The sequence below is a fragment of the Anaerosinus sp. genome (assembly GCF_965318445.1).
Genome location: NZ_CBDNNH010000018.1, coordinates 381293 through 398057 on the forward strand (window position 1 = coordinate 381293; position 16765 = coordinate 398057).

Annotated in this window: 17 protein-coding genes; 2 read left to right on the forward strand and 15 right to left on the reverse strand. The window is 36.6% G+C overall.

The features are described from left to right. Window positions 1-27: 27 nt before the first annotated feature. A complete protein-coding gene (locus tag ACWZFG_RS10015) occupies window positions 28-885 on the reverse strand; it encodes an amidohydrolase family protein (RefSeq protein WP_177503600.1) in 858 nt (285 codons plus the stop codon). A gap of 421 nt (window positions 886-1306) precedes the next feature. Here ACWZFG_RS10015 and ACWZFG_RS10020 point away from each other — a divergent pair, with 421 nt between their 5' ends. Continuing rightward, complete coding sequence (locus ACWZFG_RS10020; RefSeq protein ID WP_177503596.1) at window positions 1307-1582, forward strand: hypothetical protein; 276 nt, start codon at window positions 1307-1309, stop codon at window positions 1580-1582. A 214-nt stretch (window positions 1583-1796) separates the two neighbouring features. Here ACWZFG_RS10020 and rsmA read toward each other — a convergent pair whose 3' ends face one another. The 6 genes from rsmA to metG form a co-directional block, all read right to left on the reverse strand. Next, the gene (gene rsmA, locus ACWZFG_RS10025; RefSeq protein WP_455577570.1) at window positions 1797-2642 is read right to left on the reverse strand and encodes a 16S rRNA (adenine(1518)-N(6)/adenine(1519)-N(6))-dimethyltransferase RsmA; all 846 of its coding nucleotides are present in this window, start codon (window positions 2640-2642) and stop codon (window positions 1797-1799) included. Beyond that, window positions 2639-3199: a ribonuclease M5 gene (gene rnmV, locus ACWZFG_RS10030; RefSeq protein WP_455577571.1), complete on the reverse strand. Its 561-nt coding sequence runs from the start codon at window positions 3197-3199 to the stop codon at window positions 2639-2641. The genes rsmA and rnmV overlap by 4 nt, the downstream gene beginning before the upstream one ends. Before the next feature lie 197 nt (window positions 3200-3396). Next, window positions 3397-4371: a G5 domain-containing protein gene (locus ACWZFG_RS10035; RefSeq protein ID WP_418626604.1), complete on the reverse strand. Its 975-nt coding sequence runs from the start codon at window positions 4369-4371 to the stop codon at window positions 3397-3399. Between the two features lie 270 nt (window positions 4372-4641). Further along, entirely contained in the window at window positions 4642-5094 is a 453-nt protein-coding gene (locus tag ACWZFG_RS10040) for a hypothetical protein (protein ID WP_455577572.1), read from the reverse strand. A 308-nt stretch (window positions 5095-5402) separates the two neighbouring features. After that, window positions 5403-6170, reverse strand: a complete 768-nt coding sequence (locus ACWZFG_RS10045) for a TatD family hydrolase (protein WP_177503588.1) — start codon at window positions 6168-6170, stop codon at window positions 5403-5405. A 1-nt stretch (window position 6171) separates the two neighbouring features. Continuing rightward, entirely contained in the window at window positions 6172-8100 is a 1929-nt protein-coding gene (gene metG / locus ACWZFG_RS10050; RefSeq protein ID WP_455577573.1) for a methionine--tRNA ligase, read from the reverse strand. Window positions 8101-8679: 579 nt separating this feature from the next. On the opposite strand from metG, the gene ACWZFG_RS10055 reads away from it, so the two are divergent. Beyond that, window positions 8680-8934 carry an AbrB/MazE/SpoVT family DNA-binding domain-containing protein gene (locus tag ACWZFG_RS10055; RefSeq protein WP_177503845.1) on the forward strand — a complete coding sequence of 85 codons (255 nt, stop codon included), beginning with the start codon at window positions 8680-8682 and terminating at the stop codon, window positions 8932-8934. A gap of 70 nt (window positions 8935-9004) precedes the next feature. Here the strand turns inward: ACWZFG_RS10055 and rsmI are convergent, their stop codons facing one another. From rsmI to ACWZFG_RS10095, 8 genes are all read right to left on the reverse strand, one after another. Further along, a complete protein-coding gene (gene rsmI, locus ACWZFG_RS10060) occupies window positions 9005-9841 on the reverse strand; it encodes a 16S rRNA (cytidine(1402)-2'-O)-methyltransferase (protein ID WP_177503583.1) in 837 nt (278 codons plus the stop codon). Window positions 9842-10005: 164 nt separating this feature from the next. Continuing rightward, window positions 10006-10749, reverse strand: a complete 744-nt coding sequence (locus ACWZFG_RS10065; protein ID WP_418626603.1) for a tRNA1(Val) (adenine(37)-N6)-methyltransferase — start codon at window positions 10747-10749, stop codon at window positions 10006-10008. Next, complete coding sequence (locus tag ACWZFG_RS10070; protein ID WP_147667226.1) at window positions 10736-11545, reverse strand: PSP1 domain-containing protein; 810 nt, start codon at window positions 11543-11545, stop codon at window positions 10736-10738. Before ACWZFG_RS10070 ends, ACWZFG_RS10065 begins: the two co-directional genes overlap by 14 nt. 11 nt (window positions 11546-11556) lie before the next feature. Continuing rightward, window positions 11557-12525: a DNA polymerase III subunit delta' gene (holB, locus tag ACWZFG_RS10075; protein ID WP_177503578.1), complete on the reverse strand. Its 969-nt coding sequence runs from the start codon at window positions 12523-12525 to the stop codon at window positions 11557-11559. Between the two features lie 11 nt (window positions 12526-12536). Further along, window positions 12537-12983 carry a YaaR family protein gene (locus ACWZFG_RS10080; RefSeq protein WP_177503575.1) on the reverse strand — a complete coding sequence of 149 codons (447 nt, stop codon included), beginning with the start codon at window positions 12981-12983 and terminating at the stop codon, window positions 12537-12539. Between the two features lie 216 nt (window positions 12984-13199). Beyond that, window positions 13200-13796: a hypothetical protein gene (locus ACWZFG_RS10085; protein WP_455577574.1), complete on the reverse strand. Its 597-nt coding sequence runs from the start codon at window positions 13794-13796 to the stop codon at window positions 13200-13202. Window positions 13797-13883: 87 nt separating this feature from the next. Beyond that, window positions 13884-15311 (reverse strand): aminotransferase class I/II-fold pyridoxal phosphate-dependent enzyme, encoded by a 1428-nt coding sequence (locus tag ACWZFG_RS10090; protein WP_455577592.1) that lies wholly within the window; start codon window positions 15309-15311, stop codon window positions 13884-13886. 54 nt (window positions 15312-15365) lie between these two features. Then, a complete protein-coding gene (locus ACWZFG_RS10095; RefSeq protein WP_455577575.1) occupies window positions 15366-16511 on the reverse strand; it encodes a sensor histidine kinase in 1146 nt (381 codons plus the stop codon). Window positions 16512-16765 lie beyond the last annotated feature (254 nt).

Consider the following 16765-nt stretch of genomic DNA (forward strand, 5'->3'; position numbering starts at 1 on the left):
CTAAATCGCTGTCCTTTTTATCCTACTTTATTCTTTTGGGAGAACTTCTTTTATCCGTGAAAATACAGATTCTGCATTTTTCCAAAAAACCAGTTCATGATACTCTACCGGAATAATCCGCCAAATCAATGAAATATAAGCCTTCATTGATACTAGCGGCCAATCAGAGCCATAGATAAACTTCTCATAGTTTCCCAAATAAGTCATCCACATCCTCATATGATTGACATAATCTTCATAATGCTGCATAAACCAATTCACATTAAATATACCTTCTGCAAGGCCCGATAAATCTACATAGACATTTTCATTTTTTCGCGCAACTTCTGTTGCATCAGCGATCCACGGATTTCCATAATGCGCCATAACAAAACGAACTCGTGGAAAATTTACTGCTACTTCATCCACAGTAAGCGGATGCGCATATTTAAGCAATGCTTTCGAATTCGCTGTATCGCCTGTATGAATAACAACCGGAACGTCATGGGCCTCTGCCATCTCATAAAACGGATGATAAATTTCATCATTTACATAAAAATGCTGATATCCTGCATATACTTTAAGACCAACTGTAGTTTTCTCATTCAGCATACGCTCAAAAGCATCTAACGTATCATTCAAAGTCTCCTTGCGAATTGCCGCTGTATCTATCCCTAAACATTGTACCAAAAACGGAGGTAACCCTTCCTTTCCAAGCGTGAGCGGTTTACTTATCCCGCCTGCAGGGTCTTTCCCATCGACGCCCATTCCAATCCCCAATACAATATTACTTTGCTGAAAAATCATTTCTAAATGTTCCAATGTAACTATATGTTCAGAATTTTTCGCCGCGTTTACAAAATGCTCACTATTTGAAAAATGGATATGTGAATCAATAATTTTCATTCGTACATTTACCTCCTTGTAAATTAGGTATCAATTCTTTTGCCTCTACTTAAAAAAGGTTTACTCTCTAACCTATTCAAAAGTTCGTCTAACTGTATTTCAACTTATTTTTAACGTTTACCGATTTTCATTACAGTGATTTTCCCATTTATAATCATACCATACAATATACTCGACGGTAAATCTAACATTTCTGAAACTGCATCTACGTTGTATGCTCTTTTTCTCATAGAGGTGCTAGGCTGATTTTTTCGTCTTCTGCTACTATTATGTCTATTGAATGTATATTGAAAAATACCTATACAAAGCAAAAAGGGATTATATGGAACGACGGCGAAACAATGATAATGAAGCATATAGAAACACAGTTTAGCATAGAAAATCATTAAAACCAAAAGAATTTAATAAGGAGATGTTTACAATGAAAAAGTTAAGAGTATGTCATGTTCCACCAACAGCATGTAACCCATTTATTATTGATGTCGCTAATTTGAAAGAAGCAAAAAAAATTATGGATACATTAGCAGAATATGATAAATTTCAATATGAAAACAATTTACCCCAAAATTCCTCCAACACATCCACCTTAGAGGAATACAGTGAATGTGAAAAAAAATGGATTGACTGGTGCGACGAGGAATCAGGTATAGATCACATTGAGGAATATTTTAAATACTTAGAACACAAACATGACTAGGATTATTCCTAGTCTTTTCTTCGCATAAAAATAAGTGTCATAGAATCAACCTAGTTATGATTCTCGACGGTATTATGGGATGATATCTAAAACCATGTCTTCCTCTACATATTATCAATGATAAATAACCATACTTTGTTTAACTCATATTGGATAATAAAAGCAAGGGCTGTTGTAGTCGCGAAAAATATTCGCTACTGCAACAGCCCTATTTTTACCCTTTAATCGCATTTGCAATTGCAGCAAACTCTTCAAGCGACAATGTTTCCCCGCGCCGATTTCCATCAATACCAGCTACCTCTAATGCATTTTTTACTACTTCCACACCAAGGCCCATTGTCTTTAATGCATTATTTAAGGTTTTACGACGTTGTGAAAACCCAGCTTTTACCGTACGAAAAAACATTTTTTCATTGACAACATCTACAGCTGGCTTTTCCCTCACATCACAACAAATGACCACCGAATCCACCGCCGGTGACGGGATAAAAGATTTTGGCGGAACATCCAGAATAATTTTTGGCTCCGTATAATATTGTACAGCAACGGACAATGCGCCATAATCTTTTGTACCAGGCTTTGCCACCATGCGCTCTGCTACTTCCTTTTGTACCATTGTAACTAATTTTTTCACCGGTAAATGTTGCTCTAACAGTGCCATAATAATTGGTGTCGTAATATAATATGGTAGATTAGCTACAACCTTAAAGCTCTCACTTTTAATAATTTCACGAATGTTTACTTTTAGAATATCCCCATGCACAATGCGTACATTCTCATATCCTTCTAACGTCTTTGCCAAAACTTCTGGCAATCGGCTATCTAATTCAACAGCAACCACATTTGCTTTTGCTTCTGCTAATCCTTGCGTAAGCGTTCCAATCCCCGGGCCAACCTCTAAAACTGTTTCCCCCTCTTGAATATCGGCTGCTGCTACAATTCCCTGAACAATCCCTTCATCAATAAGAAAGTTCTGTCCTAATTTTTTACTCATATGAATATCAAATGTTCTTAAAATATGACGGGTTACCTCGCGTTTTGCAATTATCGGCTGAATCATTCAGTCACATTCTCCTCTGCATTTTGTTTTAATATTTGTATTGCTTGTTCAAACTCCATTCTCGTTACTCCATAATGATTTAATCGATTTAAAAATGTTTTAGCGTTGGCAAATCCAATTCCTAAAATTGCGCCAAGATCTGCCCGCCTTATCGATGCGGATGGACTCCCACTCAAGCCATTTAACACTAAATCTTGACTTGTAAAAATCTTTGTCGGTGTCCATTCTAAATACCGCACTTTATCCAAAGCTTTTTTTATTGCTTCCGGTGATGCCTGCTCAATTCCCACATCATCATTTGCTGTCGCATCGCATTTAGGAACAAACGCATGCTTCGCGTTCGGAAAACGTTCACTCAAATACTTGCGAATCCTTTCCCCCGCCCCATCTGGATCCGTAAGGATAATTATTCCACGTTTTTCATAAGCACGGCGAATATCCTCTATCATAGAAGGTTTTAACGTAAAACCGCCTGTAATTAAACAATCTGCCTCAACCGCTCGATTCACCGCAATTACATCTTGTTTACCTTCTACTACAATCACTTCTTTTACCATTTTCATTCCTACTTTATTTTAAATTATTATTTATATTATACCGCGATTTTATGAAATTTACGAATCTTTGCTGCATATAATCAAAATAAAGCAAGGCTGCCCAGAGAAAGTAAACTTTCTTTAAAACACCCTTGCACGTTGGGATGAAAAAAAACTATCGCAAAATAACCTTTCACGATAGTTTCTCTCTTATATTATTAATCTAAAATATAGACTTTCACAGTTCTTCTACCAAACTGCATTGCTTCACCATAGTCCTCTACACAAAGGTCTATAATATTCCCTTGGATTGCTCCACCGGTATCAGCAGCAAGTGCCATTCCATAGCCTGGTATGTAGAGTCTAGTTCCTAATGGAATTACATTTGGATCTACAGCAACAATTCCGCGCCTTGCGGCCATTCCAGTTGCAGTTATCCCAGCTCCATTCCCATCCGTTGGGAGGTAGGCAGTCGCTTCCATGTGCGCTACTTTTCTAAATCTCATTGTACCACGTGATGTATCTATCGTATCACGTGTACCAACCTTTACAATTTCAGATTTAGCAGGCTTTATGATTTTTTCATTCGTCACGGTTTCAGATGCTTGCTGACCATCGTGATACTCAATCTTCACAGTCACAAGTTTTTCACCGTTTTCACCTTCAGTAATCACTTCTTCATTCCCGGTTTCCATTGTTGGATCCGGCTGACGGATTACTTCATAACTAATTTGTTCTTCACGTTCAATTATTTTTTCTGTTACATCCACTACGTTTATTTCAAGATTTTCTGTAATTTTCGAGTCTACCTGCGGAACTGACTTTGTTGTATCAGCCGCAATACCTAATTCGGCGAGTAATTCGCCCACAGTTGGTTTTCCAGTCATATAAGAGTTGCTTGTACCTTTGTAGGTAACTGTAACGGGCACCGCCCGATACACGAAAATTGTCGTATTTTTTTCTAAAGTTTGAGTCGATAATCTGTATTCATCCTTTGGTCCTAAAATAACGCCTGCCTGTTTTAAAATCTGTGAAGGATCAGATCTTAACGTACTTACTTTAATCATTTTACCATCTGCATCAATTTGAACATCTTTTTGTCCATAAATGAAGCCTGTTGTTAGTAAAACGACGAGTAATAAAATAGTAATAAAGCTGCTTTTTTTGTGCAAGAATCTTTCTTTTTTACTCACTCAATTCCCCCTTTTGAAGAACTTGTGCATTATACCACGTAAAATTACCATTGTCAAATAATTCCCTAAAATTTTTCTTTATTAAATTTTTCCTCCATATCTAAATCTTATGCAAATAAGATAAAAATTATGCATAAAAAGGAGCTGTTTTCCAATTGGTTTCTGCATTATCGTTAATATTTCAATAAATTATATTTTCAAGTACAATAAACACTAAAGATTTTCTTATTTAGTCTCCAAGAAAAATAGTGCTAAAACGCATTTAGTTTTTTATGAAATAAGTCTTAATCCTTCTACAGAAGCACTCGCACTTCCACCATTTGCCCCTTTAGCATCTAATGTTAGAATTATGTATCCGCCAGACATATCTTCTTTTTTAATTCTATAAAGCGTTCTAACCCCATTTTTAGTCGGTGTAATGGAATTTATCGTTTTTTTCAATGCGATTCCACCTTGCCTAATAAAAGTTACACTTTGATTAGGATACCCTTTGAACTCAACCATAATATCTACATATTCTCCATCTAGTTCGGTAGGACAAATTACTTTATTTCGATTGTTCGGATATAAATATTCATTTTCCCCTACCGCTAAGTAAACAAATCTAGCACCAGTTAGAATTGGGGCAGGTCCTGCATTTACAATAGAACCTAAATCTAAATTAAGTATGCATAGCGTTAATAACCCTAAAAATATGCGTGTTAAGAAATCTGGCAATTTCATTTAATCCCCCCTTATGCTTTAAAAATAATTTTTATATTTTTTAGGATTTCATTTGTAAATTTTCTTTCATCTTAGTACATCTTTTTTTAGAAAGCAATGGTCATTTTATCCGTTGATTAGCCTTACCCAAACTTTGGCTTTTTAGGCGAAAATAAAAACCTTATAACGCTGAATAAATTTCAAACGGAGTTAATCTTTACCTAACTCAAATCTTACTTATCGAATTCAGTAGCAGGTTATAAAAAATGATCGGAAAGAGAATCTCTTTCCGATCATTTTTTGTAATTATATTAACATAACTGATTTTTCTATAGTTTGATTTGAAATAAATCACATACATTTTGCGTCGTTGCTTTCGCAATCTCTTCAATAGGAATACCACGTAAAACAGCGATATGCTCTGCAACAAAGCGAACATAGGCTGGCTCGTTACGCTTACCGCGAAATGGTACAGGTGTGAGATATGGACTATCCGTTTCAATAAGCAAACGTTCTAATGGAATCTTTTGCATAATTTCCGGTAGTTTTGCTGCATTTTTAAATGTTACTGGTCCATCGCAACCGATATACCAGCCCATTTTGATCAGCTCCGCTGCCATTTCCATACTGCCGGCAAAACAATGGACTACCCCTATCAACCCTTTTCCTTCACGTTTTAAAATCTCCATCGTTTCGCCATGTGCATCACGATCATGAATCACTATTGGCATATGCGTTTGCCGAGCAACATCAAGTTGTCTGATAAAAACTTCTCTTTGTAGCTCTCGCGGAGATAGGTCATAGTAATAATCCAGACCAATCTCACCAATTGCCACAACTTTATCTAATCTTGTCCACTGCGCCAGTTGGTCATAGTCAGATACTATAACCTTCTTTGCATCGTGAGGATGTACTCCAACCGCTGCATAAATCATATCATACTGCTGCGTCAGCTCAATTGACCGCGCCGAAGACTCCATATCTGCACCAATATTCACAATATGCGTTACACCATTTTCTTTCGCCCGCGCAATGACCTCTGCACGGTCATCAGTAAATTTTTCATCATCAAGATGAGCATGAGAATCAAAAAACATTTTACTTCACCTTACTACCCACTGGCATATCTACTTCAATTACTTTTAATTTATCATCTATTGATGCTGCAAGGACCATTCCTTTTGAAACAACACCACGAATTTTTGCCGGTTTTAGATTAATCACCATAACAACATTCTTACCAATTAATTCTTCCGGCGTATAGTGCTCAGCAATTCCAGAAATAATTGTTCGTTGTTCATCGCCCAAATCTACGGTAAGCATTAGCAATCGATCAGCTTTTTTAACTTTTTCTGCTGCCAATACTTTCACTACACGCAAATGTACTTTACTAAAGTCCTCAATGCTAATTTCTTCAGTTACAGCCGGTTCAACAACTACTTTTTCATTCACTGCTGGCTTCACTTCTGCCTTTTGAGTTTTTTCTTCTTTTTCTTCTTCAATCCTTGGGAAAAGTTGCTCAGGTTTATTTACTTTCGTACCTACAGGCGTTTTGCCCCAAGATTTTATATCCGCGAATTGAACCTCATCAAATGCTTGAGCAATGCCCAATTGATTCCATATTTTTTCTGCAGTTATCGGCATAAATGGAGCAATTAGCACACTAATTACACGCAAGCTTTCTACCAAATTATACATCACCGTATTTAAGCGAGATTTTTTTTCTGGATCTTTTGCAAGCGCCCATGGCATTGTTTCATCAATATATTTATTAGTACGGCTAATAAACGCCCATACCAATTTAATCGTTGGGCTAATATCCATTTTATCCATTAACATTTCATATTCAGATACGGTTTTTTTCGCTAAATCAATGAGAGATCCGTCTACTTCATCTGCTTGACCAGGCTCAAGAACAATTCCATCATTAAATCGTGCTACCATGCTAAGTGTACGGTGCAATAAATTTCCTAAATCATTTGCAAGGTCAGAATTAATCCTTTGAATCAATGCATCACGCGAGAAATTGCCATCCATACCAAGGTTTATTTCTCTAAGCAAGAAATAACGAATCGCATCTGCACCAAACTCTTCAATCAATCCAACCGGATCGATAACATTTCCTTTAGATTTTGACATTTTATCGCCTTCTACGATTAACCAACCATGTCCATACACCTTTTTCGGCAATTCAATATCAAGAGCCATTAGAATAATTGGCCAAATAATCGAATGGAAACGAACGATTTCCTTTCCCACTAAATGCAAATCTGCCGGCCAATATTTCTTGAACTTTTCTTCATCTGATAAATAGCCCGCTGCTGTTAAATAGTTGCTAAGTGCATCAAACCATACATAAATAACATGTTTTCCATCAATTGGTACAGGAATTCCCCAGTCAAAAGTTGTACGGGAGATACAAAGATCCTCTAACCCACCTTTGATGAAGTTAATCATTTCATTACGGCGTGATACCGGTTGAATAAAATCCGGATTATCTTCAATAAATTTTAATAGACGCTCCTGATATTTTGACATACGGAAGAAATAACTTTCTTCCTGAACTGTTTCTACCGGACGACCGCAATCTGGGCATTTTCCATCTACCAATTGACGTTCTAACCAAAACGTTTCACATGGAGTACAATAAAGCCCTTCATATGTACTTTTGTAGATATCGCCTTTTTCATAAATCCTTTTAAAAATTTCTTGTACAACTTTATGATGACGCTCCTCGGTTGTACGAATAAAATCATCATTTGAAATATTCAATCTTACCCACAAATCTTGGAACCCTGCTACAATTTTATCTACATATTGTAATGGCGTAATATTTTGTTCTGCCGCTTTACGTTGGATTTTTTGCCCATGCTCATCGGAACCTGTTAGAAATAATACGTCATACCCACATAAACGCTTATATCTTGCTACAGAGTCTGCAATTGTCGTACAATACGCATGCCCAATATGCAATTTATCACTTGGATAATAAATAGGTGTTGTTATATAAAATGATTTCTTTTCCATAAATGTTAAACCCCTTTCATCGCACTATTCATTTTATCATGTCAGAATTAAAATGACGAATTTTTTTAAAAAAATTTATTAAAATTTTTATTCATTTTATTCCTATCATAACTATACAAAATTTTTATATTTATTCGATAACTAACTCGTTCTAGACTCATACCTTCTATAATTAGGAATTATACCTCCAGGCTAATCTCCTAGATGAGGGCGACTAAATTTCCAATAGAATAAAAACATAATTTAAGCAAGTCTTACTTGATTAAATTATGTTTTTATTCTATTGGAGAAGAAAGTCGTTTTTTCGCTATAATTTAAGCGAAAAATTTTTTTGACTGGCAATTCAGATTCATTCTTTTCGAGTAATTATAATACATTCATCTCAAATTAATTACACTTTCGACAAAATTCTACATATTAATGTCGTTAATTTACAAATATTTCCCCCATAAATAAGAAAATAGACAGTTTATTTGTTTTTTTTGGGAAAAACAGGGTTGACAACAAATGTAATGTCTGGTACTATTTATTTAGACACAAATTGTCGAATGTTGTTGAATATAAAGGAGAGAATATATGATGAAATCAACTGGTATTGTACGTAAAGTAGACGAACTTGGAAGAGTGGTTATTCCTATCGAGTTACGCCGTACACTTGCTATTGAAGAAAAAGACGCTTTAGAAATTTATGTAGATCAAGACCGCATTATACTTCGCAAATATGAACCATCTTGCGCATGTGTTTTCTGCGGTAATGCAGATAAAGTTACAAAATTCAAAGGAAAAAACATTTGCTCTGAGTGCTTAGAAGCAATGGCTCAACCTTCCATGTAATTCCCCCAATACATATTTCAAAAAGTACCCGAAAGATTGGCTTATACCCGCCAATTTTCAGGGTACTTTTTTATTTTCCCAATAAAGCCTGATATACATCCCGCTTTGAAACTTTATACTTTACTGCCACTTCTTTCATCGCCGTTTTCTTATCTGCACCTTGTTTTATTAATTGCTCTACAGCATCCTGTAAGGAAATCTCTCCGGCTGATTGTTCAAAATCTTCTTCGTCTTTAGTATTGCCCTCAATAATTAAAGTAAATTCACCGCGAGGCTGATTATTTTGAAAATGTTCTTGTAAAGAAGAAAGTGTTCCTCGCACGAATTCCTCAAATTTCTTCGTCAATTCTCGACATGCAACCGCTTTTCGCTCTCCTAAAACAGTAATACATTCTTTTAGCGTATCTTTTAATCGATGTGGTGATTCATAAAATAACAATGTTGCTTTTGATGATACAATAGACTCTAATACTTCCCGCCGCTTTCTACTCGTCTTCGGTAAAAAACCAACGAATAAAAAACTTGTCGTATCAAGCCCAGAACAAATAAGTCCGGACAATGCTGCATTTGCTCCCGGGAGCGGCGTTACAATAATGCCCTCTTCAATTGCAAGCTGTGCTAAGTGACTGCCTGGATCTGCAATCCCCGGTAATCCAGCATCACTTACCACCGCGATATTTTTCCCCTCCAGGAGCATGGAAATTAATTCTGGTCCTCGTTCGAATTTATTATGCTCATGATAACTAATTAACGGTGTATGCAAATCAAAATGTGTTAATAACTTTCTCGTATGCCGTGTATCCTCCGCAGCAATAAAGTCCACTTCCCCTAATACTCTAGCTGCTCGAAACGTCATATCTTCTAAATTACCTATTGGGGTAGCACATAAGTATAAAATTCCAGCCATTTGACTCTCCTATTTTCTGCTCAAAATATATTTGCAATACAAAAAGAGAATGTCGCAAAATCAAACGCTGACATTCTCTTTGTCTTTTAATGTTTAGCATACCATCTTCGCAAGACAAAGTATACTTGCATCTCCATTATAGTATGTCCATTTTTATTTGTAAATTATCTCGCGTAATATTCCATAATGTCCTTATGATAGGAACCATCTTCGTTATAAATCGTAAACGGTTTTTCTACTATTAGTCCAGACCTAGCACCAACAACTCCCTCAATGAGAACCAACACAGGCTTCTTCCCCATTTTACTATGCACAAATTGCAAACGTTTAGGCTCAATCCCTACCGAATGCATTACGACAATAATCTCAGTTAAACGTTCCGGTAAATGAACCATTGCAAAGCGACCACGCATATTCAATAAATATCTCGCAGTCATTACTACATCTTCAAGCGTTGCAGACACCTCATGACGTGCTATAGCAACCGCATCAAGTTCACTGATTTTCCCCTGCTTAACGGGACGATAAGGTGGATTTGCCACAACTAAATCAAACATACTTGCTTGAAACAAATTCCGAATTTCACGTAAGTCCCACTGCACAATTTTAATTTTGTCTTCCAATTGATTGTATTTAACGCTGCGCTTGGCTAAATCAGCCATCACAGCGTTAATTTCTATTCCCGTAATATTATCTGCGCCACGTGTTGTTAATAATAGCGGAATAACGCCTGTACCCGTCCCTAAATCTATTACACGTGACTTTTTCTTCAAGTGCGCAAAATGTGATAATAATACTGCATCTACAGAGAAACGAAATTGATCTTTATGTTGAATCACCTTTAACCCATCAATTTGCAAATCATCTAAACGTTCGCCATCTGCTAACAGAAAATCAATCCTTTTCAACGACATCTTCCCATGAAGTTACAATTGTTTTATTATCATCAAGTAAAATCGTTGCTGTTTTTCGTTGATTGTTCACGGAAATTACTTTACCTTCACCATCTATCGTAATGACCCTACTCCCCTGTTTCGGTGCAACAATTTTTTTACAAGAGCATGAACAATAACAATCATTTTCGTATTTCAAGCAGCACATCAGACGGCCACAAATACCTGAAATTTTTGTCGGGTTTAACGATAAATTCTGTTCTTTTGCCATTCGAATAGATACTGGCTCAAAATCTCCAAGAAACGTAGCACAACAAAGCGGACGACCACAACAGCCAATACCGCCCATCAATTTTGCTTCATCACGAACACCAATCTGTCTGAGTTCAATTCTCGTTCTAAAAACCGCTGCTAAATCCTTAACAAGATCTCTAAAGTCAATTCTTCCATCAGCAGTAAAATAGAAAATAATTTTGTTTACATCAAACGTATACTCTACATCAATTAATTTCATTGGCAAATTATGAGCAGCAATTTTCTTTTCGCAAATTGCAAACCCCTCTTTTTCCTTGCGCCTGTTTTCTTCTACTTTTGCCAAGTCGGCCTCTGTAGCTTTTCGTTGCACTGTTTTTAATGGTAGCACCAATTGGTCTTCTTCCACCTCACGCGGTCCGATAACAACTTGACCATATTCCACTCCGCGTGCAGTTTCAACGATGACATCGTCCATTTCTAAAATGTTTAGCTCACCAGGATCAAAATAATATATTTTACCCGCTTTTTTAAAGCGTACACCAACTACCGTTTGCACATGCAGCCTCCTTATAAATCTCTTAATTTTAATAAAAATGATTCCATCGCAAGTCTAGCATTTGCATTCGCCTTTAATGACATACGCACTTTACTAAGTAGTTGCAACGCCGCCAAAAGCCGTCTTGCTGGCCATGCATCACTTTTATTATTTAAGATTTCTTTCATATCTATGTTATATATTAATTCACCATTACACTCGTCATGCAATACCAGCATATCACGCCATAACATACTGAGATATTCTAACACCGCTAATAAGCGATTGCGCTCCAATTCACTTAAAGCCGTACTCACTCGCCAAATATCATCCAGATCTATACAATCAAGAACTTCTATAGCCTGCTTACGAAGCTGCAGCCCATCTTTTTCCCAGAGTTCTAATGCTTTTCCCATACTCCCATCTGATAATCGAGCGAGAATCTCCACTTTATCCTTATCAATGCCATGAGACAATAAAGCTTGTGCTAATGCAGAAACTTTTAATGGCTGAAAATTAAACACTTGGCATCTGGATAAAATCGTATCCAACAAACTCTGCCGGCTATGTGCAAGTAGAATGAAAATAACATCGCCTTGCGGCTCTTCTAACGTCTTTAATAAACTATTCGCTGACTGCACCGTCATTAATTCTGCTTTATCAATAATGACAATCCGTTTATCAGCTAAATACGGACTTAAAGAAATTTCACCCTGCAACTGACGAATTTGCTCAATTTTTATACTATTGCCCTCTGGGGATAAAAAGAAAAAGTCCGGATGTTGATTGCTGAAAAACTGCCGACAAGGAAAGCATTCTCCGCAAGGGGTTCCATTTTGCTTTTCACAAAAAAGTGACGCCGCCATAATTCTCGCAACCAATTGTTTTCCAATCCCCTCCGGTCCGATGAATAAAACTGCGTGAGGCATTCGCCCCTGCTTCATTATCGCTTCTAACTCAGCAATTACATCTTCGTGCCCGATTACATCATGCCAATTCATTTTCAGCACCATCACATATATAAATCAACAAGCATACCACGAATTGCATCTTGCTTAGCTACGATAGATAAATTTGTAGCTTGTCCAGTCCGAATATCCTCTGTCATACTCTCTAAAACAGAATCTACTTTTTTTATCGTCGTATACACCTTTTGTCTACCTTGCCTATCCCATCCAGTCTGCGAGTTAATCGTATACATTCTCGATACAGCTTCGCCAACAAAAGTTTTTACTAAATCACGATATGATTTTAATTCCGAATAAGTCGGTGTTTGCGTCAGTTTAGCCCCTTGCTTATCAATCTTTTCAAGCAGTTCGTTCAAACGCTCTAGAGAGATCTCATCTTGGCTATGCGTAAGTTCAGATGAAAATGGACTCGTTTTTTTCCCTATTTTAGAGTTCGCATCATGTTCACCAACAGGGAATGAACTTCGCGCCCCCATATTACTAACTTTCATTCTAATCCACCTTCCAGAAACTTTGATAGATACACCTACTTTAAATTATAATTCCTTTATTTAAAATAAGCAATCAATCTTATTACCTAACCTATTCTCTTTTCCTAAAAAATCCTTTTTATATAATGCAAAATTTGATGCAGAACATTTTTCCTCCCATCTGTATCCTAATAGATAAAAAAGATGCAATCAAATTGCATCTTTTACTCAAGTAAACTATTTGTTTTTTATCACTTCTAAAATAAATGCTTTTATCCTCTTCATACATTCTCTCAAATCATGGTTTTGAAAATGTTCATCAATCCCACATTTCACAAGCTTCGCGTTACTAAAGTCTGCACTATCTGCTAAAAAACGTCGACATACCTCTTCATAATTTGGATTTTCCTGCTGTCGCTCGCGGAATAATGCACGTTCTAATCGAACTCCATCATCTATATGCAGATATAATGGAACAATCGCTCTTTTCCCAAAGAATTCTTGAAGACTTTGATATACCTCTAACGTTCCTATCATGAGATAACTATATTTTTGCAAATCAAACTGCCCATCATCGACTGTACAATATATCCAATCTCCATCTACCGTATGATAAATGCGCTTCTCTATTAAACATCCGCTCTTTTCATATGCTTGAACTTTTTCCTCATTGATGAAATAATATTCTTTTCCTTCAACTTCATGATTTCGTTTAGGGCGTGTTGTATACGTGACAACAGGTTTTAATTCCATATTCAATTCGTTCAATATTTTTTTAAATATCGTATCTTTTCCTGAACTGCTTTTTCCTATCAAGCAAAATATCTTTCCCACCGTCACACCACCTTAAAAAATAAATAATGCTCTTTCAGTATGTTTTTTAGCTCCCACTGAAATCAGATCCGTTAACCCTCGGATAAATTATTCAGCAACAACTTGAATTGTCGTAAGCGATGCATCATTAGGACCCACTACCTTTAATCCACTCTGCTGCATCATTTTACAATAATCTATTAACTCCTGCGTAATCACTTCGCCTGGACATATCAGTGGAATACCCGGTGGATAAAAAGTAATCACTTCCCCACAGATATATCCAGTCGATTCGTGAAATGGCATTTTTCTCTTCACTGCAAATAATGCTTGACGAGGTGATTGTTTTGTTAAAATTTTATATGGATAAATCGCACAGGCTAAAGTATTTATTGAAGTAGAATTTTGGTTTACCTCTTCAGCCAGCTTACGCAATGCCATTAATAATGTTTCTGCTTCTCTTTGACCATCCGCATAGGAAAGAATAAACAAAATATTGTATAAATCAGATAATTCTACTTGGATTTTATATTTGTAGCGTAAAATTTTTTCAGCTTCTGCACCTGTCATATAGAGTCCCTTAACGGTGACAGTCAGCTTCGTAATATCAAGTGCATATGCGCCCTGCGAACCTAACTTTTCTTCTCCAAAGCAATAAAGTCCCTCAATTTTATTGATTTCATTTCTAAGCCAAATGGATAAATCAACGGCTCGCTTTAATAAAGCTTTTCCTTCAACCGCCATTTGCCGCCGTGCTACATCCAAAGATGCTAGAAGTAAATAATTAGGGCTCGTCGATTGAACTAAACTAATCATCGTCTTCAATTTTTGCACATCAATACGGTGATGACGTGCATGAAGCATTGAGCATTGTGTCATAGCTCCCAAAATCTTATGTGTGCTCTGCGCAACAATATCAGCGCCTGCATCCATTGCCTGCATCGGCAAACAATTACTAAATTTTAAATGAGGTCCATGCGCTTCATCTACAAGTAACAGCATTTTATTTTTATGTACAATGGAAGCGATTTTCTCTATATCAGAAGCCACGCCATAATAAGTTGGATACACAACTAATACAGCTTTTGCATCAGGATGTTCTTTTATCGCATGCTCAATTTGCTCCGGTGATACTGCCATCGCGATTCCCAGCTCTATATCCACTTCTGGTAAAACAAAAATCGGCTCTGCTCCGCTTAAAATGACCCCACCAATCACAGACCTATGCGCATTGCGCGGAATAATAATTTTATCTCCCGGATTTACTGCCGCCATAATCATCGCGTGAATTGCGCCTGTTGTTCCATTGATAACAAAATAGCTGGAGTCGGCGTTATAAAGCTCAGCAGCTAAATCCTGTGCTTCTTTAATACACATCGCCGGTTCATGTAAATCATCCAACTCTTCCATTAAAGACACTTCGGTTTTTAATCCAAGCGGCGTAACTAAATCAAAAAATTCCGCATCCATTCCTTTACCCTGCTTATGCCCCGGCGTATGAAATCCAACTGCACCATCTTCTACATATCGTTTCATTGCCGTAAGTATCGGCACTGTTTTCTGCTTTTCGTTCACCAGCAAGCTCCTTTGCTATTCTTTGTCCAGCAACGGGATTAAAATTCTTAATTTTGTTCCTTCAAATGCTTTTGAAATAATCGTTAATCTGCCCTTCAGCAAAGAAATACGCTCTTTCATCCCAAGCAACCCATAGCATTCTCCTTCATGCACATCAACATCATCTTCATTGAAACCAATCCCTTCATCCTCAACAGTAATAGACAAATATTCATGATGAAATTCGACCACCAATTTTGCTTGATCTACTTGTGCGTGTTTATGAATATTATTTATTCCCTCTTGAACTACACGAAATACACCTATTTCAATATGTCTTGCCAGGCGCACCTCTTCTCCAATCACATTAAAATCAACAATGAGATGATTGCGTTCTTCAAACTTTTCTAAAAAGTGAAAAATTGTTGCTACCAAACCTAAATCGTCCAGTCCCATCGGCCGTAAATCAAAAATGATCTTCCTCGTTTCCGTCAAGCAATTGCGTACCTGCGCCTTAAGATCATGTAGTTCTTCACGCACCTTTTCTGTATCCATAGCCAATAACCGCTCACAAATATCCGTCCGATAAACAACGTTTGCCATCATTTGTGCCGGCCCATCATGAATCTCACGCGAAATTCTCAGCCTTTCATCCTCTTGCGCTTTAATAATCGTAGCACCAAGTAATTTCTCCTGATTCATTTCCTCCATTTTCGTTGCAACTGCACCCATCTGGGCACTTAAATATCCTAATACCACACCAACTTGTGAAACGAGCTGCTTCGCCTTTTCTACCGTTCCCATCAATTGTTTAAGGCGAATTTCCATTTCATCACGCTTTTTTCGCATACTTTGTTCTTGCTCTCGTAGAACAGCCACCTGAATTTGAATTTGTCTGGCTTCTTCATAACATATTTTTATATCCGTTTCATTATAAAGCTTAAAATTACAGCTTACCTGCGCTAATTTCATCCTAGCAAGGCGTTCTTTTTTTTCATGATCATCAACTTTATTAATAATCTCTTCTGCCATTTTTTTTAACTCTTCAATGTCTTTTTTAACATTTTTTACTTCATTGCAAGCCGCTTCATAAATTTCAAAGATTTGTGTCTTTCCATTTTCCATTGCGTGAATTGTTTCTTTTATAATATTATCTAATGTTTTTTCATCCAGATCACACATTTTATCATCCTTTTTCAAATTGAAACATTATTTTTTATTATACCTCAAAATACATCAAGATAAAAATCATTCTATAATAAATCAACATAAAACCATAAGTTATTCACATATTTTATTTTTGTGGATAATTTCTTATCCACAAGATATTTCTTAAAAACCTAACTATTTTATGGTTTATACTCAAACTTATCCACAAACTTATGCACTATGTGAATAAAAATGTGGATAACTATTGTTTTTTATATGAAAAAGTC

What these genes read in the sequence shown, in the direction of transcription:
- ACWZFG_RS10055 (WP_177503845.1), top strand. Translation starts at nt 8,680, where the DNA reads ATGAAATCAACTGGTATTGTACGTAAAGTAGACGAACTTGGAAGAGTG.
- ACWZFG_RS10020 (WP_177503596.1), top strand. Translation starts at nt 1,307, where the DNA reads ATGAAAAAGTTAAGAGTATGTCATGTTCCACCAACAGCATGTAACCCA.
- ACWZFG_RS10080 (WP_177503575.1), bottom strand. Translation starts at nt 12,983, where the DNA reads ATGAAAGTTAGTAATATGGGGGCGCGAAGTTCATTCCCTGTTGGTGAA.
- rsmI (WP_177503583.1), bottom strand. Translation starts at nt 9,841, where the DNA reads ATGGCTGGAATTTTATACTTATGTGCTACCCCAATAGGTAATTTAGAA.
- ACWZFG_RS10040 (WP_455577572.1), bottom strand. Translation starts at nt 5,094, where the DNA reads ATGAAATTGCCAGATTTCTTAACACGCATATTTTTAGGGTTATTAACG.
- rnmV (WP_455577571.1), bottom strand. Translation starts at nt 3,199, where the DNA reads ATGGTAAAAGAAGTGATTGTAGTAGAAGGTAAACAAGATGTAATTGCG.
- ACWZFG_RS10015 (WP_177503600.1), bottom strand. Translation starts at nt 885, where the DNA reads ATGAAAATTATTGATTCACATATCCATTTTTCAAATAGTGAGCATTTT.
- ACWZFG_RS10045 (WP_177503588.1), bottom strand. Translation starts at nt 6,170, where the DNA reads ATGTTTTTTGATTCTCATGCTCATCTTGATGATGAAAAATTTACTGAT.
- metG (WP_455577573.1), bottom strand. Translation starts at nt 8,100, where the DNA reads ATGGAAAAGAAATCATTTTATATAACAACACCTATTTATTATCCAAGT.
- ACWZFG_RS10095 (WP_455577575.1), bottom strand. Translation starts at nt 16,511, where the DNA reads ATGTGTGATCTGGATGAAAAAACATTAGATAATATTATAAAAGAAACA.
- rsmA (WP_455577570.1), bottom strand. Translation starts at nt 2,642, where the DNA reads ATGATTCAGCCGATAATTGCAAAACGCGAGGTAACCCGTCATATTTTA.
- holB (WP_177503578.1), bottom strand. Translation starts at nt 12,525, where the DNA reads ATGAATTGGCATGATGTAATCGGGCACGAAGATGTAATTGCTGAGTTA.
- ACWZFG_RS10090 (WP_455577592.1), bottom strand. Translation starts at nt 15,311, where the DNA reads ATGAAACGATATGTAGAAGATGGTGCAGTTGGATTTCATACGCCGGGG.